Genomic DNA, 20,711 nt, shown 5'->3' with positions numbered 1-20,711 from the left:
TTCCTGAGTGGCCGAAGCCGCTGCGGAGCGCTTCTTTGCCTCCTATCGCTCATCCGTTCAAGAGGCTTTTTAATCCTTCTCCACTTCTGAAGCGTGCATTGCGCGATGCGGGGCGCTCAACAACCTCTCCAGTCCTTGGATTACGGGCTTTTCCGGCTGCGCGCTCGGAAACAGAAAAACTTCCAAAACCGACGATTCTTAAGTCTCTTCCGTCTTTTAGCGTCTGGCCGACGTGATCGGTAAACGCTTCCAGCGCCAATTTTGCCTGCTCGCGGGTGATTCCCGCCGCCTCAGCCATCCGACCGATCAGCTCGCTTTTGCTCATGAGTTATCCCTCCCCTCGTGCCAGTTAGCTGGCGTAATATTTCCAATAAAAAATGCGGCCCGGATAACCGGACCGCATCTTTTAGCTTAAACTCGATCAGTGGCTGATCGATGCGCCGCCCGCTTGGCCAGCGGCGGCAGGCGCAGGATTGAGAGGCTCTGCCTCCTCGTCCCATTCAACGGCTTGCGGGGTGCCGGTCAGGGCCCACTTCAAAGCTTCGTCCGCAGTTGAAATCGGAACGATCTCCAGCGCGGCCTTCACGTTTTCCGGCACATCCTCAAGGTCCTTCTCGTTCTCCTGAGGGATCAGCACCGTCTTCACGCCGGAGCGCAGAGCCGCCAACAGCTTCTCCTTCAGCCCGCCGATAGCGGTCACGCGACCACGCAGAGTGATCTCGCCCGTCATCGCGATATCCTTGCGGATCGGTATGCCGGTCAGAACAGAAACCATGGCCACGGTCATAGCGACACCAGCCGACGGACCATCCTTGGGCGTCGCACCGTCCGGCACGTGCACGTGGATGTCGGTCTTCTCGAAGACAGGTGGCTTCACGCCGATGCTGAGGGCGCGGCTACGGACATAGGATGCAGCAGCCGAGATCGACTCCTTCATCACTTCCTTCAGGTTGCCCGTGACAGTCATACGACCGCGACCCGGCATCTTCAGCGCCTCGATCGTGAGGATGTCGCCGCCGAACTCGGTCCAGGCCAAGCCGGTTACAATACCCACCTGATCTTCGGCTTCGGTTTCGCCATAGCGGAACTTCTTCACGCCCGCATACTCGGCCAGCTTGGCTTCGTCGACCGTGATGGACTTCACGCCGGTCTTGGCCATCTCGCGGACCGCCTTGCGTGCCAGACCACCCAGCGCGCGCTCCAGCGAACGTACACCGGCTTCGCGGGTGTAGTAGCGGATGAGGTCGCGAATGGTCTGCTCCGGAACGATCAGTTCACCGTCCTTGAGGCCGTGATCCTTGAGCTGCTTCGGCAGCACGTGGCGTTTGGCGATCTCGACCTTTTCGTCTTCGGTGTAGCCCGAGACACGGATGATCTCCATGCGGTCCAGCAGCGGCTGCGGCATGTTCAGGCTGTTCGCCGTAGTGACGAACATGACCTGCGACAGGTCGTAGTCGACTTCCAGGTAGTGGTCGCCGAAGGTCGAGTTCTGTGCCGGATCCAGCACTTCGAGCAGGGCCGACGACGGGTCACCGCGCCAGTCTGCGCCCAGCTTGTCGATCTCGTCCAGCAGCACGAAGGCGTTGGTGGTCTTAGCCTTCTTCATCGACTGGATGATCTTGCCCGGCATGGAGCCGATGTAGGTTCGGCGGTGACCGCGGATCTCGGCCTCGTCACGCACGCCGCCCAGCGACATACGGACGTATTCACGGCCCGTTGCCTTGGCGATGGATTGCGCCAACGAGGTCTTACCAACACCCGGTGGGCCAACGAGGCACAGGATCGGGCCCTTAAGCGAACCGGTACGGGCTTGAACGGCCAGATACTCGATGATGCGCTCTTTGACCTTTTCCAGACCGTAGTGATCGGCTTCGAGGATGTCCTCGGCCTTGCTCAGGTCGATAGCCTTGGTCTTGGCCTTGCCCCACGGGATAGACAGGAGCCAGTCCAGATAGTTGCGGACCACGGTCGATTCCGCCGACATCGGGCTCATGTTGCGCAGCTTCTTCAGCTCCGCATCAGCCTTCAGGCGGGCTTCTTTCGACAGGCGCGTCTTGGCGATGCGCTTTTCCAGCTCCAGCAGTTCGTCGCGGGCATCGTCGGTCTCACCCAGCTCGCGCTGGATCGCCTTCATCTGCTCGTTGAGATAGTACTCGCGCTGGGTCTTCTCCATCTGGCGCTTCACGCGCGAGCGGATTTTTTTCTCGACCTGCAAGACCGAGATCTCGCCTTCCATCAGGCCGTAGACCTTCTCGAGGCGCTCGGTGACACTGATGGTTTCCAGCAGCGACTGCTTCTCGGCGATCTTTACGGCCAGATGAGCCGCCACGCTGTCAGCCAACTTGGACGGTTCAGCGATTTGCGGAATGGAGCTGAGGGCCTCGGGCGGGACCTTTTTGTTCAGCTTCACGTAGTTTTCGAACTGCTCGATAACTGCGCGCAGCAGAGCTTCGGACTGCGAAGCATCGCCCGGCTCGTCGTCGATTTCGACAGCTTCGGCTTCGTAATATTCCTGACGGTCGGTGAACTTGGTCAGTCGCGCGCGCGACTTGCCCTCCACCAGCACCTTCACGGTGCCGTCGGGAAGTTTCAGCAGCTGCAGTACGGTCGCCAGAACGCCCGTTGGATAGATGGCATCGGTCGCGGGATCGTCCTCCGTCGAGCTCTTCTGGGTCGCGAGCAGGATTTGCTTCTCGCCCTTCATGATCTCGTCGAGGGCACGCACAGACTTCTCGCGGCCGACAAACAACGGCACGACCATGTGCGGAAAGACGACGATGTCTCTCAACGGCAGGACTGGGAGGATTTTGCTCTCGGTCATGGTGCTTACTTTCGGGAGCCTTTGTGAATCTCCGGCCCGCCAAAGCCGATCCGCTTGAACAACCTGTTCCGCTTACCGACTCGGCCCGCCATCAGGCGGCTTTTCAAATGGACTATGTGGGACGTGATTATGCGGGTTCAAGCTTAACGCCAGAACGACCCACAGAGTTCGGGCTTACAGCGGTAAACATGGGCTAAAAACGCAACAGGGCGGCCCCGTAAAGGACCGCCCTGCCCGCTAGCTCATCAGTTCAAATCAAGCTGCAGGGTCAGCTTTCTTCTTTTTCGACTCGGAATAGATCAGCAGAGGTTGGGCGCGGCCCTCGATAACCTCGGCATTGACCACCACTTCTTCCACGCCTTCGTAGGTCGGCAGGTCGAACATGGTTTCCAGCAGAACACCTTCCAGGATCGAACGCAGACCACGTGCACCCGTCTTGCGGGTGATAGCCTTCTTGGCGACCGCGGACAGCGCGTCGTCGGTGAAGGTCAGGTTCACGTTCTCCATGTCGAACAGGCGCTTGTACTGCTTGACCAGAGCATTCTTCGGCTCAGTCAGGATCTTGATCAGCGCTTCTTCGTCCAGATCTTCCAGAGTAGCCAGGACCGGCAGACGACCGATAAACTCCGGAATAAGTCCGAAACGCATCAGATCGTCGGGCTCGACTTCCTTGAGGATTTCGCCGGTACGACGCTCGTCGACTTCCTTGACCTTGGCACCGAAGCCGATGGACACGCCATCGCCACGCGCCGAGATCACCTTCTCCAGGCCGGCGAACGCGCCGCCGACGATGAACAGGATGTTGGCCGTGTCGACTTGCAGGAATTCCTGCTGCGGATGCTTGCGGCCACCTTGCGGCGGGACGGATGCAACCGTGCCTTCCATGATCTTCAGCAGAGCCTGCTGAACACCCTCGCCCGACACGTCGCGGGTGATCGAAGGATTGTCGGACTTGCGGCTGATCTTGTCGATTTCGTCGATGTAAACGATGCCGCGCTGGGCGCGTTCAACGTTGTAATCCGACGCCTGAAGCAGCTTCAGAATGATGTTCTCGACATCTTCACCGACGTAACCGGCTTCGGTCAGCGTCGTCGCGTCCGCCATGGTGAACGGCACATCGATGATGCGCGCCAGGGTCTGTGCCAGCAGGGTCTTACCCGAGCCGGTCGGACCGATCAGCATGATGTTCGACTTGGCCAGTTCGACGTCGTTGTTCTTCGCCGCGTGGTTCAGGCGCTTGTAGTGGTTGTGTACGGCAACCGACAGCACCTTCTTGGCGTGCGATTGACCGATCACATAGTCGTCCAGAACGTCGCGGATTTCTTTCGGGGTTGGCACCCCGTCCTTCGACGTCTTGAGCGTGATCTTCTGTTCTTCGCGGATGATGTCCATGCACAGCTCGACGCATTCATCGCAGATGAACACGGTCGGGCCCGCAATCAGTTTGCGGACCTCATGCTGGCTCTTTCCACAGAAGGAGCAGTAGAGCGTGCTTTTGGCGTCAGTGCCGGCGGCTTTGGTCATAGACCCATCTCACTCTCCGCCATTTCCACCGGGATTGGGGGAAAAGGCGACAACCTTGATGTTAGACATTAGAATCTAAGCAGCAAAGTCTTCAAAAAATAACAATCACCCATCAGAGGTTCCGCCACAAGCCCGTTTGGGTACCGTGACGCGAGAAACGTCACTCCGCAGGAACTTATGGGGAATACAGGCAGGATGTCACAGATGGGTAATGTGGACGCGTCGCGCCAGCCCCCTTTTCGCACAAGCGAAATGCCAAAGGAAATAGTCGCGTTCGATTTTGACGGCACTCTGTCGATTCGCGACAGCTTCACCGCATTTCTCAAATGGCGGGTAGGACCACTTAAGTACCTTGGCGGGATGCTCCGGCTGGTGCCGGCGGCCCTTGCCTATCTTGGTGACCGCGATCGGGGGCGGATCAAGGCAGCGTCGGTCGATGTGTTTCTCAAGGGCATCAAGCGCGAGGCACTGGCCATTCAGGCCGAGGCCTATCGCGACGAGGTCTGGAAGAAGTTTATGCGTCCGGACGCTCTCGCCAAATGGGAAGAATGGGGTGCCAAGGGTGTCCACCGCGTCATCGTGACCGCATCGCCCGAAACGACCATCGCGCCATTCGCAGAGCGGTTGGGTGCGGAAAACCTTATCGGCACGCAACTGGAGTTCGATGGCGATGACCGCGTCACCGGACGGTTTGCCACACCGAACTGCCGTCGCGAACAGAAGGTCCAGCGCATCCGCGCCGTTTACGGACCCGATGTGCGCGTCCTGGCGGCCTATGGGGACACGTCCGGCGATGAACAGATGATCGCCATGGCCGAAGAAAAAGGCTTCCAGGTTTTCACCCGGAAGCCCTGATCTGTCCGACGGTGCGGGCGGTCAGTTGCCGTCCGCATCCACGTCGAAGTTCACCGTCTTGCCGCGCGACGCAGGCTCCCAGCCAGCTTCGATGATTGAACGTACCGTGCTGGCCAGCACGTCCAGATCGATGCGCTGCTTCTCCAGATTGGGAGAACCGTTCGGGCGGAACAGCGCAGGGTACTGGGCCACAGCCTCGCGCTTATAGTCCTGATGGCGGAAGGCGATGGCTATGCCCTCCCACGCATTCTTGCCCACCGGACGCTGCTGTCGGCGGAGTTCCCAAAGATAGACGTCGCCATCGACCTCTATCGTGCCCTTGGTGTCATTGGTGTACTGCATGGCGGCCTGATAGCATGTTCAGCGAGGAGGATCAGCCCGCCATCCGCTTCAGCGTGCCATCCTTCCAGACGAATTGGTGCACCAGCGTCATAACGATGTGCAGCGCGATCATCACAAGCAACACCCACGCCATTTCGCCGTGAAAATCGCTACCCAGCTTGGTCATCCACTCGATCTTGTCGGGGCCGCCTTGCATGATCGTTAGCCCGAACGCCTCGAACGGCCTGCCAGACCCGTATTGGCGAACCAATGCGACCGCAGGAACGAACAGCAACAGGCCGTAAAGCACCAGATGACCGGCGACGGCAGCCTTGCCGATCAGCCCGCGATGCGAGGCGGGTCGTTGGCGCAAGTTTACCAGTCCCCACACAGCGCGAACCACGGCGAGTACGAACAGCAGCAGGCCTGTTGCCTTGTGCCCCGAGCCCCACGCCTCGGTCAGCGGGGTTTCGCCCAAGACCGTACCAGCGATAACGCCGCCCAGCTGATAGGCCAGCAGCGCCGCAATGGACCAATGCAGCACCCGCGTCACCAGTCCGTATTTCAAGCCGTTATCCCACATCACCCTGCCCCGCTCTCATACTCAAATCACGTGCAAACATGATTCGGGGCGGCCCGATAATCCGGACCGCCCCGCCTCATGTCGTCATGTCGTCATGTCGTCAGGCGTTAGGGAGCCTTCACGCCGTCCGCGTCCGCCTGAATACGGCGATCATAGACGTGGTCCACGATGCCCCAGGCCTTGGCTTCGTCGGCCGTCATGAAGTGGTCACGGTCGAGCGTGCGCTCAACCTCTTCATAGGTGCGTCCGGTGTGCTTGACGTAGATTTCGTTCAAACGACGCTTGGTCGCGATAATGTCTTCGGCGTGACGCTCGATATCCGAAGCGGTACCACGGAAGCCACCCGACGGTTGGTGCACCATCACGCGAGCGTTCGGCAGAGCGACGCGTTGACCGGCTTCACCAGCGGTCAGGATCAGCGAACCTGCCGAAGCGGCCATACCCATCACCACAGTCGAAACCGGCGAGCGGATGTATTGCATGGTGTCGTAGATCGCCAGCGCCGAGGTCACCTGACCGCCGGGGCTGTTGATATACATGCTGATTTCCTTCTTCGGGTTCTCCGATTCAAGGAACAGCAACTGCGCGCAGATCAGCGAAGCCATGCCGTCTTCGAACGGGCCGGTCAGGAAGATGATGCGTTCACGCAGCAGGCGCGAGAAGATGTCGAACGCCCGTTCACCACGGCTGGATTGCTCCACCACCATAGGAACGAGATTGTTGGAGATGTAGTCGATCGGATCGCGCATGTGGGCCTTTTCGAGAATCTCGGGGCGACTCACAGCCGCCCACCTTAGTTCTCACGATATCATCACCCGCTATGGGCGATGCAAGGCCACATGAGCGGATTAAGCGATTAAGACGGATCAACCGCCGCATCGACCGCCTTGCGACGGGCGCGCGGGCCGACCTGGGCACGTTCCATCAGGGCGGCGATCTCGCCACGCTGTTGGGTCTTGGACACGCCGGTGAGCTCGGCACTGTACAGAGCCTTGAGATAGGCCATGTCCCACTCGCTCATCCCCTCATATTCGCGATCCGACATAAGGGACAGAATGGAATCGTATCCGGAGAAGTCGGAGTCCAAGTCCACCTGCGAAAACGCAACCATAGCCGCAAAGTCCGCGATCTGGCGGGAGTTCAGGCCCTGCAGCTTGTTGAAGTCCAGAATAATGATGACGCGGTTGATGTCGTTGCGGATCTCCGAGCGCAAGCGCGAACCCGCGCCGGTCACAAAGGGAGGATCTTCGCCCGGCAAACGGGTCGCGATTGCTCCAGATCGGGCGTCGACCGGCATCGAAACATGCCACCAGCGAATGCCTGCATCAGTGTTTTGGAATCGGTCCAGCGCTGCGTAGGTGCGGACCATTCCCGAACCGCCCGGTACGAAGGCGCGGCGACGCGAGTCTACCAACCCCCTGGCAAAGGCAGCCCCATCGTCCGCCGCAATCACGAGCACATTGGGTTTGCAGCCCGGACCGCCAACCTCCAGACCAATGGCGTCGCCCACGTCCGAAATGCGGTCCACGACATATTGAGCCATCTCACCGCGCATATTCACGGCACCGACACAGACATTATTATGGAAGCGTGCGACCCGCAGGTTCGGGTCCGGCAGAGCTACATCGTCAAGGAAGCTACGGATTTGCTCGCCGACCGGACGTCCCGCCACAACGATGTCATCCACCTGCGTCGGCGACGACGGAGCCTGCTGCGGCGGTTGGGCGGTGAGTGCTCCCGCGAGAGCCAAGGCGGCAAAAAACATTCGTTACTCCTAAGGGTCGTCCTTACGTAACATCGCTAGGTACGCGCCATTAGTTAAATCGATGCATGGATTGCGGCAAAAAATAGTTCAGCAACGAAAAAGGGCGGCGCTTTCGCACCGCCCTTTAAACTTCTGATCAGAAGGACCGCCGATTAGGCTTCTTCTTCGTCTTTCAGCAGCTCTTCCTTGGTGATGGCTTCGTCCTTCACCTTGGCGACCGAGACGATCAGGTCGACGACCTTCTCTTCATAGATCGGAGCGCGCAGCTGGGCAGCTGCGTTCGGGTTCTGACGGTAGAAGTCCAGAACCATGCGCTCTTGGCCCGGGTAGTTGCGGGCTTCGGCCATGATGGCGTTCGACAGTTCCTGATCGGTCACGCCGACGTTGTTCAGGCGACCGATTTCAGCGAGCACGAGGCCCAGACGCACGCGGCGCTCTGCGATCTTCTTGTACTCGGCCTTCAGGTCGTCTTCCGACTTCTTGGCGTCGTCTTCAGTCAGGTTGCCAGCTTCCTTGTCGGCCGACACCTGAGCCCAGATTCCTTCGAACTCGGCTTCCACCATCTTCGGCGGCAGCGGGAAGTCGTGACCGGCGTCCAGCACGTCCAGCAGAGCGCGCTTCAGCTTGAAGCGGGCTGCGCCAGCGTATTGCTGGTTCAGGTTGGCCTTCAGCAGCTCTTTCAGCTTGTCCAGCGACTCCAGACCGATGCGCTTGGCGAACTCGTCGTCGATGGCGGTTTCGGTTTCAGCCTTGATAGCCTTGACGGTGACGTCGAAGGTTGCGGCCTTACCAGCCAGGTGAGCGGCTTGATATTCTTCCGGGAAGGTGACCTCGATGGTCTTCTCTTCGCCGACCTTGGCACCCTTGAGCTGCTCTTCGAAGCCCGGGATGAAGCGGCCCGAACCGATGACCAGATCAGCGTCGGTAGCAGCGCCACCGTCGAACTCGACGCCATCGATCTTGCCGACGAAGTCGATGGTCAGTTGGTCGCCATCAGCGGCCTTGACGGTCTTGCCCTTCTTGTCCTCGTAGGACTTGGCTTGCGAGGCCAGTTCCTTGAGAGCTTCTTCGAGGTCTTCGTCCGACGCTTCATAGGTCGGGCGCGACAGCTCGAGGGTCTTCGGATCAACCGGGGTGAACTCCGGCATGATTTCCAGCGACATTTCGTACGACAGGTCTTCTTCGCCTGCGACGACCTTGTCCATGTCCGAGATCAGCTTCATCTCTGCCGGAGCAGCCGGACGGACCTTCAGTTCGTCCAGAGCGCCTTGGCTGGTTTCGTTCAGCGAGGCGTTGATGATTTCGCCCATGAAGTCACGACCGAAGGTCTTCTTCACGTAGGAGGCCGGCACCTTGCCCGGGCGGAAGCCTTTCAGCTTCATTTGCGGGGCGACTTCCTTGATACGGGCTTCAAGCTTTTCGTTCAGCTCTGCTACCGGAATGGTCACCGCGATCACGCGGCTGAGGCCTTCGTTCGACTTTTCGACGACTTGCATGGTCGGATATCTGACGCTCTGGGGCGACGCCCAAAAGGCGCGCGAGTGGAATAAAGCAAAAGGACCGCCCCACAGGAGCGGTACCCTCGAAGCCCGCTCTTATGTCGATCCAAGACCCTTACGTCAACGCGCAGCGGGTTTCTTTGATGTTCTAGCAGCGCTATTTCAGTGTTTATGAACCAGCAAGTCGCACCTATTGGCGTTCTCGTCAGCCCCGTCACTCCGCTTCAGCAGAACTGCACCATCGTGTGGTGCACCAAAACCCTGAAGGCCGCAGTCATCGATCCCGGCGCATCCGCAGACGCGCTCTATGCCGAGATCAAGCGCCGCGGACTGACGCTGGAAGCGATCTGGATCACGCACGGACATCTGGACCACGCCGGTGGCGCACAGGACCTGCAAGATATGTCGGGCGTCGAAATCGTCGGACCGCACACAGCCGACAAATTCTGGATCGATATGATTCCAGAACAGGGCCAGCGCTGGGGGCTGCCGGACGCCCGCAGCTTCACTCCGACCCGCTGGCTTGCTGACGGTGATGCCGTGGAATTGGGTGAAACCCGCTGGGAAGTCTATCACTGCCCCGGTCACACGCCCGGCCACGTGATCTTCTTCAACCGCGAGGCGCGATTCGCCCAGGTCGGGGATGTTCTTTTCCAGGGATCGGTGGGCCGTACCGATTTCCCCCAAAGCTCCCATCAGGATCTGGTGCAGTCGATCGTCCAGAAACTCTGGCCGCTAGGGGACGATGTGACCTTTATCCCCGGCCACGGCCCCCACTCGACCTTCGGGCAGGAGCGGCGCACAAATCCCTTCGTGGGCGACGCCGCTTTGAACAGCGATGAATTGTCAAATAACACGTCCGGATTTGCTTGATTAACAGCAATTAATGTTCGTTATTTCCGATGCTTAACATGTTGGTCCCGCAAAGGTTGTAAAATGCGACAAAGGTCGCGGAACCTTAGCTACGCTCGGCTCCTTCTTTCTGTGAGTGCTACAGTTCGAAAGGAGTTCGCATATGGCCGACCAAGTACCGGCTAAGCCTTCGGGTATTTCCAAACGTGGGTTCGCGTCGATGGACCCAGCGCGTCAGCGTGAAATCGCCCGCAAGGGTGGTGCAAGCGTTCCTTCGGAGAAGCGCAGCTTTTCCCAAGATCGTTCTCTGGCCGCACAAGCCGGTCGAAAAGGAGGCGAAGCTTCTCACGGTTCGCGCAACAAGGCTGATCTCAAGGATCAATCGGCTACTCCGCGTGCCAACTAAGACTGTGGCAACCTGAGTAATCCAAGGGCGGTGCAGCGATGCACCGCCCTTTGTCTTTACGCCGGGGCCAGCACAGCCAATGCGACCGACGGTGCGTCGGATTGGGCCCAGTCTCGCACGCTCCACCCCGAAGCCGATGCCAGTTGTTCGATCTGGTCACGACTGAACTTGCGCGAGCTTTCAGTGTGCAGCGTTTCGCCCCCGGCAAAATCGTAGGTCATACCGTCCAGCGTGACTTGGGTATCCCTCACGGCTTCCAGATGCATTTCGATACGCGAGCACGCCTCGTTCCACACCGCGCGGTGACGGAATGCCGTAAGCTCGAAGTCGGTGCCTAACTCTCGGTTGGCGCGCTCAAGCAGGTTGAGATTGAACCTCGCCGTCACGCCTTGCGCGTCGTCATAGGCTGCCTCCAGCGTTTCGCGATCCTTGATGAGATCCACCCCGAGGATAAACAGCGCATCCTCACCCAGCATGCGACGCGAAGATGCGAGCAGCCTGACGGCCTCGTCCCGCTCGAGATTTCCCAAGGTCGAACCGGGGAAAAACCCTACGCGCCTGCCGCTCGGCAAATCGTCCGGTAGTGATGGCAATGCGCTGAAGTCACCCAGCACAGGTCGGACATCCAGCTTGGGATAGTCTGCACGGATAGACGCGGCGGCCTCTTCAAGCGCCGACTGGCTGATGTCCAAAGGAATATAGGCCGCCAGTGCAGGCAAAGCGTCCAGCACGATACGGGTCTTTTCGCTGGCACCGGAGCCCAGTTCGACCAGTGTCGCGTCGGGGCCGACACCCTTAGCCCACGTTGGTGCCACTCGCCGCAACAACGCCCTCTCCTGCCGGGTCGGATAATATTCGGGCAGTCGAGTGATGTCCTCGAACAGCTCCGAGCCTTTGGCATCGTACAGCCATTTGGGAGATATCGATTTTGGCGATGCGGCCAGCCCTTCGGTTAGTTCACGACGAAAGGCTTGCATGCCACCTCCGGATTCTGGGCGCGATCAAAGGCCAGTCGCAGACCGGTAAAGGCCCAGCGCTGGTGCGGATAATAGAAGTTGCGATAGGTGGTTCGCAGGTGATCGCGTGGCGTCGCGAAGCTTCCGCCGCGCAGGATCATCTGGTTGGCCATGAACTTGCCGTTATACTCGGCGGCAGTCCCTTCGGTCGGCTGGAAGCCGGGATACGGGCCGTAGGACGACTGGGTCCACTGCCACACCTCCGTATCCAGATTTGAGAACTCCGCTCCGCGTGTAGCAGCGGCGTGCTCCCATTCGGCCTCGGTCGGCAAGCGACCGCCGGCCCACCGCGCGAAGGCATCGGCCTCGTAATAATTGATGTGTCGGACGGGCGCGTCTTCGTCGAGATCGGCCTCGCCCGTGACGGTAAACTGCTTCCAGCCCGAGCCACTGCTGCGCCAATATGCGGGCGCTCTCAGTCCCTCCGTTTGCACTAGCGCCCAGCCGTCAGACAGCCAAAGTTCCGCACGCTCATAGCCGCCGTCTTCAATGAAGCGCGCCCACTGCCCGTTGGAAACCAGATCGGCCGACAAGGCGTAGGCATTTAACCACTGCCGATGAACCGGTATTTCGTTGTCGAAGGAAAAGCCATCGACCTTGTCATGGCCGACGGACACCAAGCCTTCGGAGATCTCGATGACACCCCCTCTAGGCAAAGCCAAAGGTGCCGTGCGCGGCTCTTCGCGCCACGCTGCGGGACGTAAGGGATTGCGTGAAAAGAGATGCAGTAGATCCTGAACAAGAAGCTCTTGGTGCTGCTGCTCGTGATTGAGGCCAAGATTGAACAGATACTCTTCGGCTTCTGAAAGCGGATCATTCAGCCGGTCATACATTCGCCGGTCAATCTCGGCCCGATAAGCCTGGACTTCGCAAAGCGACGGGCGCGTCATTAGGCCTCGCTCCGCACGAGCGACACGCTTCCCCAAGGCTTCATAATAGGAGTTGAATATGAGTTGGAGCTGGGGATTTACCGGAACATAGCGAGGATCACGCGCCAGTATCATGGCCTCAAAGAACCAGCTGGTATGTCCAAGATGCCACTTTGCCGGACTGGCATTAGGCATGGACTGAACCACAAGGTCTTCCGGCGCAAAACCTGAGACCAAACGTAAGGTCTGTTCTCTAACCCTTTGATATTTTGAAAGCAGGGCCGTGCTGACGAGCGGAAGGGGGCGTGGGGCGGGTCGCATCGTTTCCCTCTGTAAATCGGCACATCGAGTGTACCGTTACATAGGCAACGCGAGGCGGGCGAAGGATGTTCCCCCGCCCCCTTAGACCTCAGCGCGCGGCTTGAACCGCTCTTGCCGCGTATTCCAGCCGGGCAATCGTGCGGTTGTGAACCTCGTCAGGTCCGTCCGCGATCCGCAGGGTGCGAACCGTAGCGTACAGTTCTGCCAGCGGAGTGTCAGCAGACACACCGGCACCGCCATAAGCCTGAATAGCGTCATCGATTACCTTGAGCGCCATTTTCGGAGCAGCGACCTTGATCTGGGCGATTTCGGAGCGGGCCCCCTTGGCACCCACATCGTCCATCATCCACGCGGCCTTCAGCACAAGCAGACGGCACATTTCAATCTGGGTGCGGGCCTCGGCGACACGCTGCTCCCAGACGGAGTGTTCGGCCAACGCCTTACGGAATGCTACGCGGCTCAACAGGCGATCCACCATCAGCTCGAGCGCACGCTCGGCAGCACCGATCACGCGCATGCAGTGGTGGATGCGGCCTGGTCCAAGGCGCCCTTGTGCAATCTCGAACCCTCTGCCCTCACCCGCAATCAGGTTCGCCGCCGGAACGCGAACATTCTCCAGCACCACCTCGGCGTGACCAATAGGAAGCTCGTCATAGCCGAATACCGAAAGCATGCGCTCGATACGGAAACCGGGCGTATCGACGGGCACAAGGATTTGGCTCTGCTGCTGGTGGACGGGGGCATCGGGATCGGTCTTGCCCATGACAATCGTGAAGGCCAGATTCGGGTGGGCCATATTGGTCGACCACCACTTGCGCCCGTTGATGACGTATTCATCGCCGTCTCGCTCGATACGCGTCTCGATATTGGTGGCGTCGGAAGACGCGACGGCCGGCTCGGTCATCAGGAAGGCCGAACGGATTTTGCCCTCCATTAAAGGTGTCAGCCACTGTTCCTGCTGCCGCTGGTTTCCATAGAGGTGGAGCACCTCCATATTGCCGGTATCAGGCGCGTTACAGTTGAAGACCTCGGCCGACCACAGGTGACGCCCCATCATCTCGGCCAGCGGTGCGTAGTCCTGATTGCTCAGACCAGCCCCATGATCGCCCGGCAGGAACATATTCCATAGGCCTGCCTCGCGAGCCTTGGCCTTTAGCTCGACCATCACCGGAGAGAACACGCGCGGATTGGCGCGAACCGAAGCGATATAGGCGTCCTCCTGCGGAATGACGTGGTCCTGCATGAAGCGCGAAAGCTTGTCCTGCCAAACCAGCGATCGATCGGAAAAGCGGAAATCCATAGCATTAACCCTCCCCTGGGCATCGTTTGGCGCATCGCTCTGACTGGCGATTTAGAGCCATGAAAAAGGCGCGGCCCTAAAAGAACCGCGCCCTACTTTTCAGCTTAACCGCTTCAGGATCAACGACCCTTGAGCAGCGGAGCCAGCTTTTGTGCGAGCATCATGTCGCCAGTAACCTTCAGCTTGCCTTGCATGAAGGCCATCATCGGGTCGAGGCGGCCTTCGGCCAGAGCCAGGAAGTCTTCCATCTTCAGCGAGACGGTCGCATCGGCTGCGTTGTCATCGTTGGTGACGGTGTTGTTGATCCCGTCGATGAAGATCTTGCCAGCTTCGCCGAGGTCCAGCTTGATGGTCTTGCCGAAGCCGCCGTTGGTGTTGATGGCTTCTTGGATTTTTGCGGTGATTTGAGCCAGATCGGCCATGAGCGTCATCCCTTAGACGTTTGATACCCAAGAGCTAGCGGTTGCAGGCCCCCGTGCCAAGATCACCTAGCGTAAGGCTTTTTCACTTTCATCACTTATTTTCATCAGTGAAAGCAAAGCAACGGTCAGAAAGACAACCCCAGTCCGACAGTGACACGCGCGTCGCTGAGTTCGGTTCGAACCCCGGAATCCCAGAAGCGGACGTCCAACGCGACATTGGCATTCACGTTATAAATCACGCCCGCGTTCCACGAATTGTAGTCCGTACCGACATCTAGATACTGGCGGCCGATGCCCCCGGAGAGCGACCATTTGTCGTTCAGTTCATAGCCCACGGAGGCTTCGATATAGGTGGCGTGCTCGTCCGCACCGAAGAAGTCGGGGGAGTAATAGACAGTGCCTCCGAACGTGACCTGTTCGATGGTCTTGGACAGGCCTGCCTTGAACTCGATCATGTTGTAGTCGCTGCCATCAGGTGCATCGACATAGGTGAAATAGGTGGCCCCTACGTCATAGTCCAAGCCACCCACCACGCCTGTCAGACCAGCGTAGAAATCCCACTCGGCATCGGTTCCGTCACCGAAGTTCACACTGGATGCCCAGGTGCCTGCATAGAACTGGCCGTAGGTGAAATCGACACCACCCTGCAAAGCCACGCCGTTATCGGACTGACTGAAGCCGCGATACATGTAGTCGCTCACCACGCCCGCGTTAAAGGACCATTCCGGCACCGCCTCTTGCGCGACAGCAAGCGTCGGAACAGTCATCAGGCCCAGCGCTGCAAGGCCAAGGATTGCATTTTTCATTAGTGTATCCCCTGGAAGTCATTGAACTTTACGCACGCGAACAGTCCCGGCAGCGAAGCCGCCATCGGAGGTAAAACGATCACAGTACTCAGGGTGGCTTGCGGGCCGGACGACGGTGGGAGGACACGCCGCCCGGCACGACTTTGGGTATCAGCGGGGCATCAAAGCCCCACGGCTATGAAGCCGCTTAGGCAGAAGGCTCTAGAGCCTCACCATGCAGGTGAGTATCGAGGCCTTCGTCTTCCACGGTCTCGTTCACGCGAAGACCGGTGGTGTACTTGCAGATCACCAGCACGACGAGCGTACCGATGGCGCTCCAGACGATCGTCCAGACCAGACCCATGAACTGGGCCAGAACGTTTGCACCTTCTGACAGGTCGTTGACCGCAGTGGTTGCCAGAAGGCCCGTCAGCAGTGCGCCGACCAGACCGCCCGCGCCGTGCAGACCGAACGCATCGAGGCTGTCATCGTATTTGAGCAGCTTCTTGAGCCAGACCGACGAGACGTAACAGACCGGACCGGAGACCAGACCGATGATGAGTGCGCCCATAGGATCGACGAAGCCAGCGGCTGGCGTAATACCCACCAGACCGGCAACGATGCCGGATAGAACGCCGATCAGCGACCATTTGCGCTTTTCGATACGTTCGATGAACTTCCAGCTCAACGAGCCAGCCGCAGCTGCGATGAGGGTGTTGATGAGCGCGACAGCCATCAGACCATCTGCTGCGCCGGCAGAACCGGCGTTAAAGCCGATCCAGCCTACCAGCAGCAGCGAAGCACCGATCATCGTCAGCACAGGGTTGTGCGCTGTAATCGGCTCGACGCCGTAACCCTTACGGGCACCCAGGAAGATCGCGCACACAAGGCCCGCAACGCCCGAGTTCACGTGAACAACTGCGCCACCGGCGAAGTCCAGCACGCCACCCGCACCGAGGAAGCCCCCGCCCCACACCCAGTGGGCAATCGGGGCATAAACGATCAAGGACCACAGGGCGATGAACAGCAGCAGACCAGAGTATTTGATCCGCTCTGCAAAGGCCCCGGTGATGAGCGCCGGCGTGATGATCGCGAAGGTCAGCTGGAACGATAGCCAAAGATACTCCGGAATGCCCGGAAGAGCGGCGTAGGCCGTATCCTTGGTGATGCCCTTCAGGAACAGCGCGTCAAAGCTGCCGACAAAGCGGTTCAGCCCCTCATCGGGGTTCACGCCGAAGGCAATGGTATAGCCAGCGACCATCCATACCAGCGTGACTACCGCGAAGGCAGCCACCGACTGGGTGATGGTGGCCACCACGTTCTTGCGGCGCACCATACCGCCGTAGAACAGGGCCAGACCCGGCAAGGTCATCAGCAGCACCAGTGCCGTTGACGTTCCGAGCCAAGACGTCGCGGCGGCATCAAGCTCCAACGGAACCTGATGTGAAAACAGCGCCGGAGCGGCTGGCTCCGACGCTGTTGCAGCGACGTTTGCGATGGTTGTGGCTACCTCAGGGGTAGCCGCGGCACATGCCGCTCCGGCAGCGAGGAGACCGCCGGCAAAGCAGCCAAGGGCAACAAGCCCTGGCATCATGCTCTTTTTGTGCGTCACTCGAGTATCCCCCTCTATGTTTACGCATGTGCGAAGTTTTGAACGCATCTGCGAAATCAGCAAGAGTAAAAACGTCGGTATGCGAATATTTTTTGCGTGAACTGGCCGTCAACCATGTTCCGGCGCAAATACCATCCAGCTTAGCAGCGGGCGTAGAGCTGTTGTCGTGCGCAAACTGGCTGCAGTCGCGCGTCAACGCCCCAAATCATCAGGGCTGTAAAGTTAGCTTTTGAGGGAAGGTGCCGGATCTCGGCAAAGAGATCTGGCGGAGACGGAGGGATTCTCTGCTGTGTGACAGTTCGCCCTCTGAAAACAAAAAACTTTTAGAAATCAAATGTCTTTGGGGTTGGCTTGTCATACTTTCTGCCACACAAGCCTCGCCATGAGTACCAAGCTTCCCGCACATACTAAGCCTAGAAATGGGATCATCTATTATAGGCGTCGCGTTCCAAAACACCTTCAGCACCTCCCCCCCTTTAACGGCAAGGAGATATACGAACGCTCTCTCAAGGTACGGACTGTGAGCGCTGCTAGGCGTGTGATTGTGGAAGAGGGAATCGATCTTCTTTTTGAAGATCGCTCGCTACCAACAGCCGTGGTCACAGCCAAGATTGGCGTTACCGACGAAATCCTGAACGGCTTGATGAACGAGATGTACAACCGTACCGCGCCCAAGATGTACGCGAGCCGTATGTCGGAGCCGCTGGAAGTGCGCATCACTCGTGATGAACTTGCTGCACAAGATGTTGGCGCTCTGAACGATGAGTATTACGCGGACAGAGCCCGGGCCATCATCAAGAAAGAGCAGGAAGACGTTCGGCTTAGAATGGCTGAAGTCATAGCCAAAAAGAAACACCTACAGGGGGACGCCGATAGCATTCAGCGCATTGCTGATGCGTTGTTTGAAGTTGATATCGCTGAAATGAGAGCCAGAGTTGATTTGGCTGGTAACAAAACCGAACCATCAAAGCCCCACTTTGCGTTCGGTGTCAGCGAAACCGTCCACCATCCAAACGCCTATAAAACTTTCCTAGAAATTGCTGAGGAAGCCATCCTCGAGGGAAAGAAAAAGGAAAGCTGGAATCACAAGGTTCGCGTTGCGGCTAAGCTGTTTAATCAGCATGTCAGGGGGGCTGCGCTTTATAAAATCGAGGGAACCGACGTAAAATCGTTTCTGCGCCTAGTTTCAGAAGCCCCTGACCGCATGGTTCAGCGGTTCCCTAAGCTTGGCCTCGAGGCGGCTATTGCAGCAAATGCTTCGAGAGAAAAACCGTATTCAACTATTTCTCCCAACACCATTAACACGAACTATTTTTCTGCGATTAGGTGGGTTTTCGCTTTCACTGTCGAAGAACGATACATCAAGGTCTCTCCCTGCAATGGCATTCGTGTAAAGGGCGCTTCAAAGAGCAAAGGAAAATCTCGCGGTGTTCCTTTTGAGATTGACGAACTGAACGCGTTCTTCTCGCTACCTACCTTCACGGGATGCCGCTCGAAAGACCACCCCAACGTAGCAGGGCAATACCGTATCAACGACCACCGAAAATGGGTTCCGCTATTGATGCTTTTCAGCGGAGCGCGTCCCAGCGAGATTGCCCAGCTCTTGGTCAAGGATATCCGGCACAGCAGCCAGTACCCTAGCATTTCGATTTTGACTGACTTCGACCCTTCTGATCCCAACGATCAGGAGCATATCGTTTCGTACAAGACTGAGAACGCCAAGCGTCTGCTGCCGATACACCCGAAACTCATTGAGTTGGGTTTCTTGGACTATGTGGAGGAAATGGAACTTGCAAAGAGCAAGCGCCTATTCCCAGAGTGGAAAAAGTCTGACGATCCTCGGAAGCTTTACACCTCGGCGCGTTGGATAAGAAACATCAACGAGCAGATGATTCCGAGTGTGGTTGATCGGTATCCTAAGCCGACGCTGTACAGCCTCCGTCACACATGGAAGACGCTGATGGCTACCAACTCGGTACCATCACAGTTCCAGAACCAAATCATGGGGCATGCCCAGACTGGAATGGACGCATTTTACATGGGAAGTCTTGGCATCGATGCACTGTATAAAGCCATTGAGTCCTTGACCTACGAGGGGCTGGACCTGTCGCGGCTTGAACGGTCACCACTTCCTGAAGTGAAGTCCTAGAAAATCAGCCCTCCTAAAAGGCCCCTGTCCCTAGAGTTTTTGGTCTTCAAAATATTGAATACCTTATACTTTATGGGCGCGGGGCTTGAGCGACATGGCAGTCACTGCCTCATATCCGGGACGTAACTTGTACGAAAGTTGTCCGCATTTTCCGGACTCTGAAAGAGGCCATTTGGGCGGCCTTATACTTTCACGAGCCACTTTCTCAGTTCAGAACACAATGAGTCAAAACCTTAAAACCAACCGCCTCATCGACAAATTTGTGGTCGAATGGGAGGCTGATAAACTTCTCGCAACCAAGATCGCCAGAACCCGCGCTCGCTTAGGCTATAAGTCAAAAGTTGCTGGCGCGTCGTCTCGCCGAGACCCAATCGAAGACACCCGGATATTCCAGTTAATATGGGCTTCTATAGATAAGGGCTGCGACACCGTTTTAGCGTCCGGAAGCAAGCCTCTAGTCCCAAGATGGAAGGATAAAATCTATTTAAAGAACAAAGAGATTAATCCAGAAACAGGGAAAGAGACCAGGACCATTTGGGTCCCTGATTGGACCCATACCGGAGACCGTCTCAAGCTGTTGGCTTTGGGAGCTTCCATGACGGGTGAAGTCCATGCCTTCACGATCAAGTTAGGCAAGAGGCAAATCGAAGCCGCTTATGCCTCCCCGAGAGGCTTTGTTGGATATTTCACTGAACGAATGAAGCGAGCCTTCAGCAAGGCTGGTGATCCCTCCCCTCAATATGCCTTCATATTGGAAGCTTCCCCAGTCCATGAAGTTCATATTCACGGGATCATATCTTCCTCGATAAGCAAGGTGCGGCCCATCCTTGCTCGAGTCGGTGGTGAGACAGATATGGCCGCCAAAGAGCGGCAAGTGGACGTTCGCAAAATCTACAATCTGATGGGATGGGCCAGATACATTGCCAAAGCCCCTCTGATGACCGCTGACACCCTCCACTGGGCCAGAAAGAAGCGTTCCTTGCCCGAGCGGCGCGACACCCTTATTGGAGCCCCTACGAGCTCTAGAGCCGCTGCAAAGGCTTGGTATCAGGCTCAACGGAAATCTGGCTCGCCTATTCCAATGAACCTAGGGGGCTCAAGAGATGGGGCGGTGAGCTTATTGGATACGCTGAAGGGCAAATGACAGCCCGGCTCGAAAACGAACGAAAACGATACAGGTATGAAAGTTGTATCGAAACTCAGCTTTACAATACTTTCGATACAACTTACGTTCCGATACAGGTTTTCGATACGGAATTGGTTGTGGCTAGGACGTTTGCATATTGCCGAGTGAGCACCTCGGACCAGACCACCGCCAATCAGCTTCAAGAGATTGAGAGCCAAGGTTTCAGCATCGAGCCGAAGCGGGTGGTGATGGAAACCATCTCCGGTTCCGTAGCAGCAATGGAACGTCCGAACTTTTCCAAGCTGATCGACCGCATGGAAGAAGGCGACGTGCTGATTGTCACCAAGCTGGATCGTCTAGGCCGCAATGCTATGGATGTGCGAGCTACCGTGGAGCGCCTAGCCGCCTCTGGCGTGAAGGTTCATTGCCTCGCCCTCGGTGGTGTGGATCTGACGAGCGCAGCCGGAAAAATGACAATGGGCGTC

The 20,711-nt window shown here is 57.8% G+C and carries 20 protein-coding genes; 6 read left to right on the top strand and 14 right to left on the bottom strand.

From position 1 onward, the window contains the following. Positions 1-49: 49 nt before the first annotated feature. The 3 genes from OB03_RS10390 to clpX form a co-directional block, all read right to left on the bottom strand. Entirely contained in the window at positions 50-325 is a 276-nt protein-coding gene (locus tag OB03_RS10390; RefSeq protein ID WP_242913430.1) for an HU family DNA-binding protein, read from the bottom strand. A gap of 96 nt (positions 326-421) precedes the next feature. Further along, positions 422-2,821: an endopeptidase La gene (lon, locus tag OB03_RS10385; RefSeq protein WP_461344085.1), complete on the bottom strand. Its 2,400-nt coding sequence runs from the start codon at positions 2,819-2,821 to the stop codon at positions 422-424. A 255-nt stretch (positions 2,822-3,076) separates the two neighbouring features. Beyond that, positions 3,077-4,345: an ATP-dependent Clp protease ATP-binding subunit ClpX gene (gene clpX / locus OB03_RS10380; RefSeq protein WP_242913428.1), complete on the bottom strand. Its 1,269-nt coding sequence runs from the start codon at positions 4,343-4,345 to the stop codon at positions 3,077-3,079. 252 nt (positions 4,346-4,597) lie between these two features. Here clpX and OB03_RS10375 point away from each other — a divergent pair, with 252 nt between their 5' ends. Then, positions 4,598-5,200 carry an HAD-IB family hydrolase gene (locus OB03_RS10375; RefSeq protein ID WP_461344084.1) on the top strand — a complete coding sequence of 201 codons (603 nt, stop codon included), beginning with the start codon at positions 4,598-4,600 and terminating at the stop codon, positions 5,198-5,200. A gap of 21 nt (positions 5,201-5,221) precedes the next feature. Here the strand turns inward: OB03_RS10375 and OB03_RS10370 are convergent, their stop codons facing one another. The 5 genes from OB03_RS10370 to tig all read right to left on the bottom strand — a co-directional run bounded on the left by OB03_RS10370 (position 5,222) and on the right by tig (position 9,365). Next, positions 5,222-5,542 carry a hypothetical protein gene (locus OB03_RS10370; RefSeq protein ID WP_242913426.1) on the bottom strand — a complete coding sequence of 107 codons (321 nt, stop codon included), beginning with the start codon at positions 5,540-5,542 and terminating at the stop codon, positions 5,222-5,224. A 31-nt stretch (positions 5,543-5,573) separates the two neighbouring features. Further along, positions 5,574-6,104, bottom strand: a complete 531-nt coding sequence (locus OB03_RS10365; protein WP_461344083.1) for a cytochrome b — start codon at positions 6,102-6,104, stop codon at positions 5,574-5,576. A gap of 107 nt (positions 6,105-6,211) precedes the next feature. Beyond that, a complete protein-coding gene (locus tag OB03_RS10360; protein WP_242913424.1) occupies positions 6,212-6,853 on the bottom strand; it encodes an ATP-dependent Clp protease proteolytic subunit in 642 nt (213 codons plus the stop codon). Between the two features lie 107 nt (positions 6,854-6,960). Further along, positions 6,961-7,869 (bottom strand): hypothetical protein, encoded by a 909-nt coding sequence (locus OB03_RS10355; protein ID WP_461344082.1) that lies wholly within the window; start codon positions 7,867-7,869, stop codon positions 6,961-6,963. 152 nt (positions 7,870-8,021) lie between these two features. Further along, positions 8,022-9,365: a trigger factor gene (gene tig / locus OB03_RS10350; protein WP_242913422.1), complete on the bottom strand. Its 1,344-nt coding sequence runs from the start codon at positions 9,363-9,365 to the stop codon at positions 8,022-8,024. 174 nt (positions 9,366-9,539) lie between these two features. Here tig and OB03_RS10345 point away from each other — a divergent pair, with 174 nt between their 5' ends. Together OB03_RS10345 and OB03_RS10340 are read left to right on the top strand one after the other, a co-directional pair. Continuing rightward, on the top strand, positions 9,540-10,241 hold the full coding sequence (locus OB03_RS10345; protein WP_461344081.1) for an MBL fold metallo-hydrolase: 702 nt from the start codon (positions 9,540-9,542) through the stop codon (positions 10,239-10,241). A 142-nt stretch (positions 10,242-10,383) separates the two neighbouring features. Next, positions 10,384-10,626, top strand: coding sequence for a con-10 family general stress protein (locus tag OB03_RS10340; protein ID WP_242913420.1), 243 nt, complete (start codon positions 10,384-10,386; stop codon positions 10,624-10,626). A 56-nt stretch (positions 10,627-10,682) separates the two neighbouring features. On the opposite strand, the gene egtD is transcribed toward OB03_RS10340, so the two are convergent. The 6 genes from egtD to OB03_RS10310 all read right to left on the bottom strand — a co-directional run bounded on the left by egtD (position 10,683) and on the right by OB03_RS10310 (position 16,933). Further along, positions 10,683-11,603 carry an L-histidine N(alpha)-methyltransferase gene (gene egtD / locus OB03_RS10335; protein WP_461344080.1) on the bottom strand — a complete coding sequence of 307 codons (921 nt, stop codon included), beginning with the start codon at positions 11,601-11,603 and terminating at the stop codon, positions 10,683-10,685. Then, complete coding sequence (egtB, locus tag OB03_RS10330) at positions 11,579-12,832, bottom strand: ergothioneine biosynthesis protein EgtB (RefSeq protein WP_242913418.1); 1,254 nt, start codon at positions 12,830-12,832, stop codon at positions 11,579-11,581. The genes egtD and egtB overlap by 25 nt, the downstream gene beginning before the upstream one ends. Before the next feature lie 88 nt (positions 12,833-12,920). After that, on the bottom strand, positions 12,921-14,132 hold the full coding sequence (locus tag OB03_RS10325) for an acyl-CoA dehydrogenase family protein (protein WP_461344079.1): 1,212 nt from the start codon (positions 14,130-14,132) through the stop codon (positions 12,921-12,923). A 119-nt stretch (positions 14,133-14,251) separates the two neighbouring features. Next, entirely contained in the window at positions 14,252-14,554 is a 303-nt protein-coding gene (locus tag OB03_RS10320) for an SCP2 sterol-binding domain-containing protein (protein WP_242913416.1), read from the bottom strand. 125 nt (positions 14,555-14,679) lie between these two features. Then, a complete protein-coding gene (locus OB03_RS10315; RefSeq protein ID WP_461344078.1) occupies positions 14,680-15,360 on the bottom strand; it encodes a TorF family putative porin in 681 nt (226 codons plus the stop codon). Between the two features lie 187 nt (positions 15,361-15,547). Continuing rightward, entirely contained in the window at positions 15,548-16,933 is a 1,386-nt protein-coding gene (locus OB03_RS10310; RefSeq protein WP_282452680.1) for an ammonium transporter, read from the bottom strand. Positions 16,934-17,333: 400 nt separating this feature from the next. Between OB03_RS10310 and OB03_RS10305 the strand changes: the two genes are divergently transcribed. The 3 genes from OB03_RS10305 to OB03_RS10295 all read left to right on the top strand — a co-directional run. Beyond that, on the top strand, positions 17,334-19,100 hold the full coding sequence (locus OB03_RS10305; protein WP_461344077.1) for a hypothetical protein: 1,767 nt from the start codon (positions 17,334-17,336) through the stop codon (positions 19,098-19,100). A 220-nt stretch (positions 19,101-19,320) separates the two neighbouring features. Then, positions 19,321-20,244 (top strand): hypothetical protein, encoded by a 924-nt coding sequence (locus OB03_RS10300; RefSeq protein ID WP_461344076.1) that lies wholly within the window; start codon positions 19,321-19,323, stop codon positions 20,242-20,244. After that, a partial coding sequence (locus OB03_RS10295) for a recombinase family protein (protein ID WP_461344075.1) occupies positions 20,241-20,711 on the top strand: 471 nt, incomplete at its 3' end. The genes OB03_RS10300 and OB03_RS10295, both read left to right, overlap by 4 nt.

The organism is Brevundimonas sp. GN22, from assembly GCF_054824005.1.
Note: the sequence above shows the minus strand (reverse complement) of the source record. Positions and strands in the feature narration are given on the sequence as shown.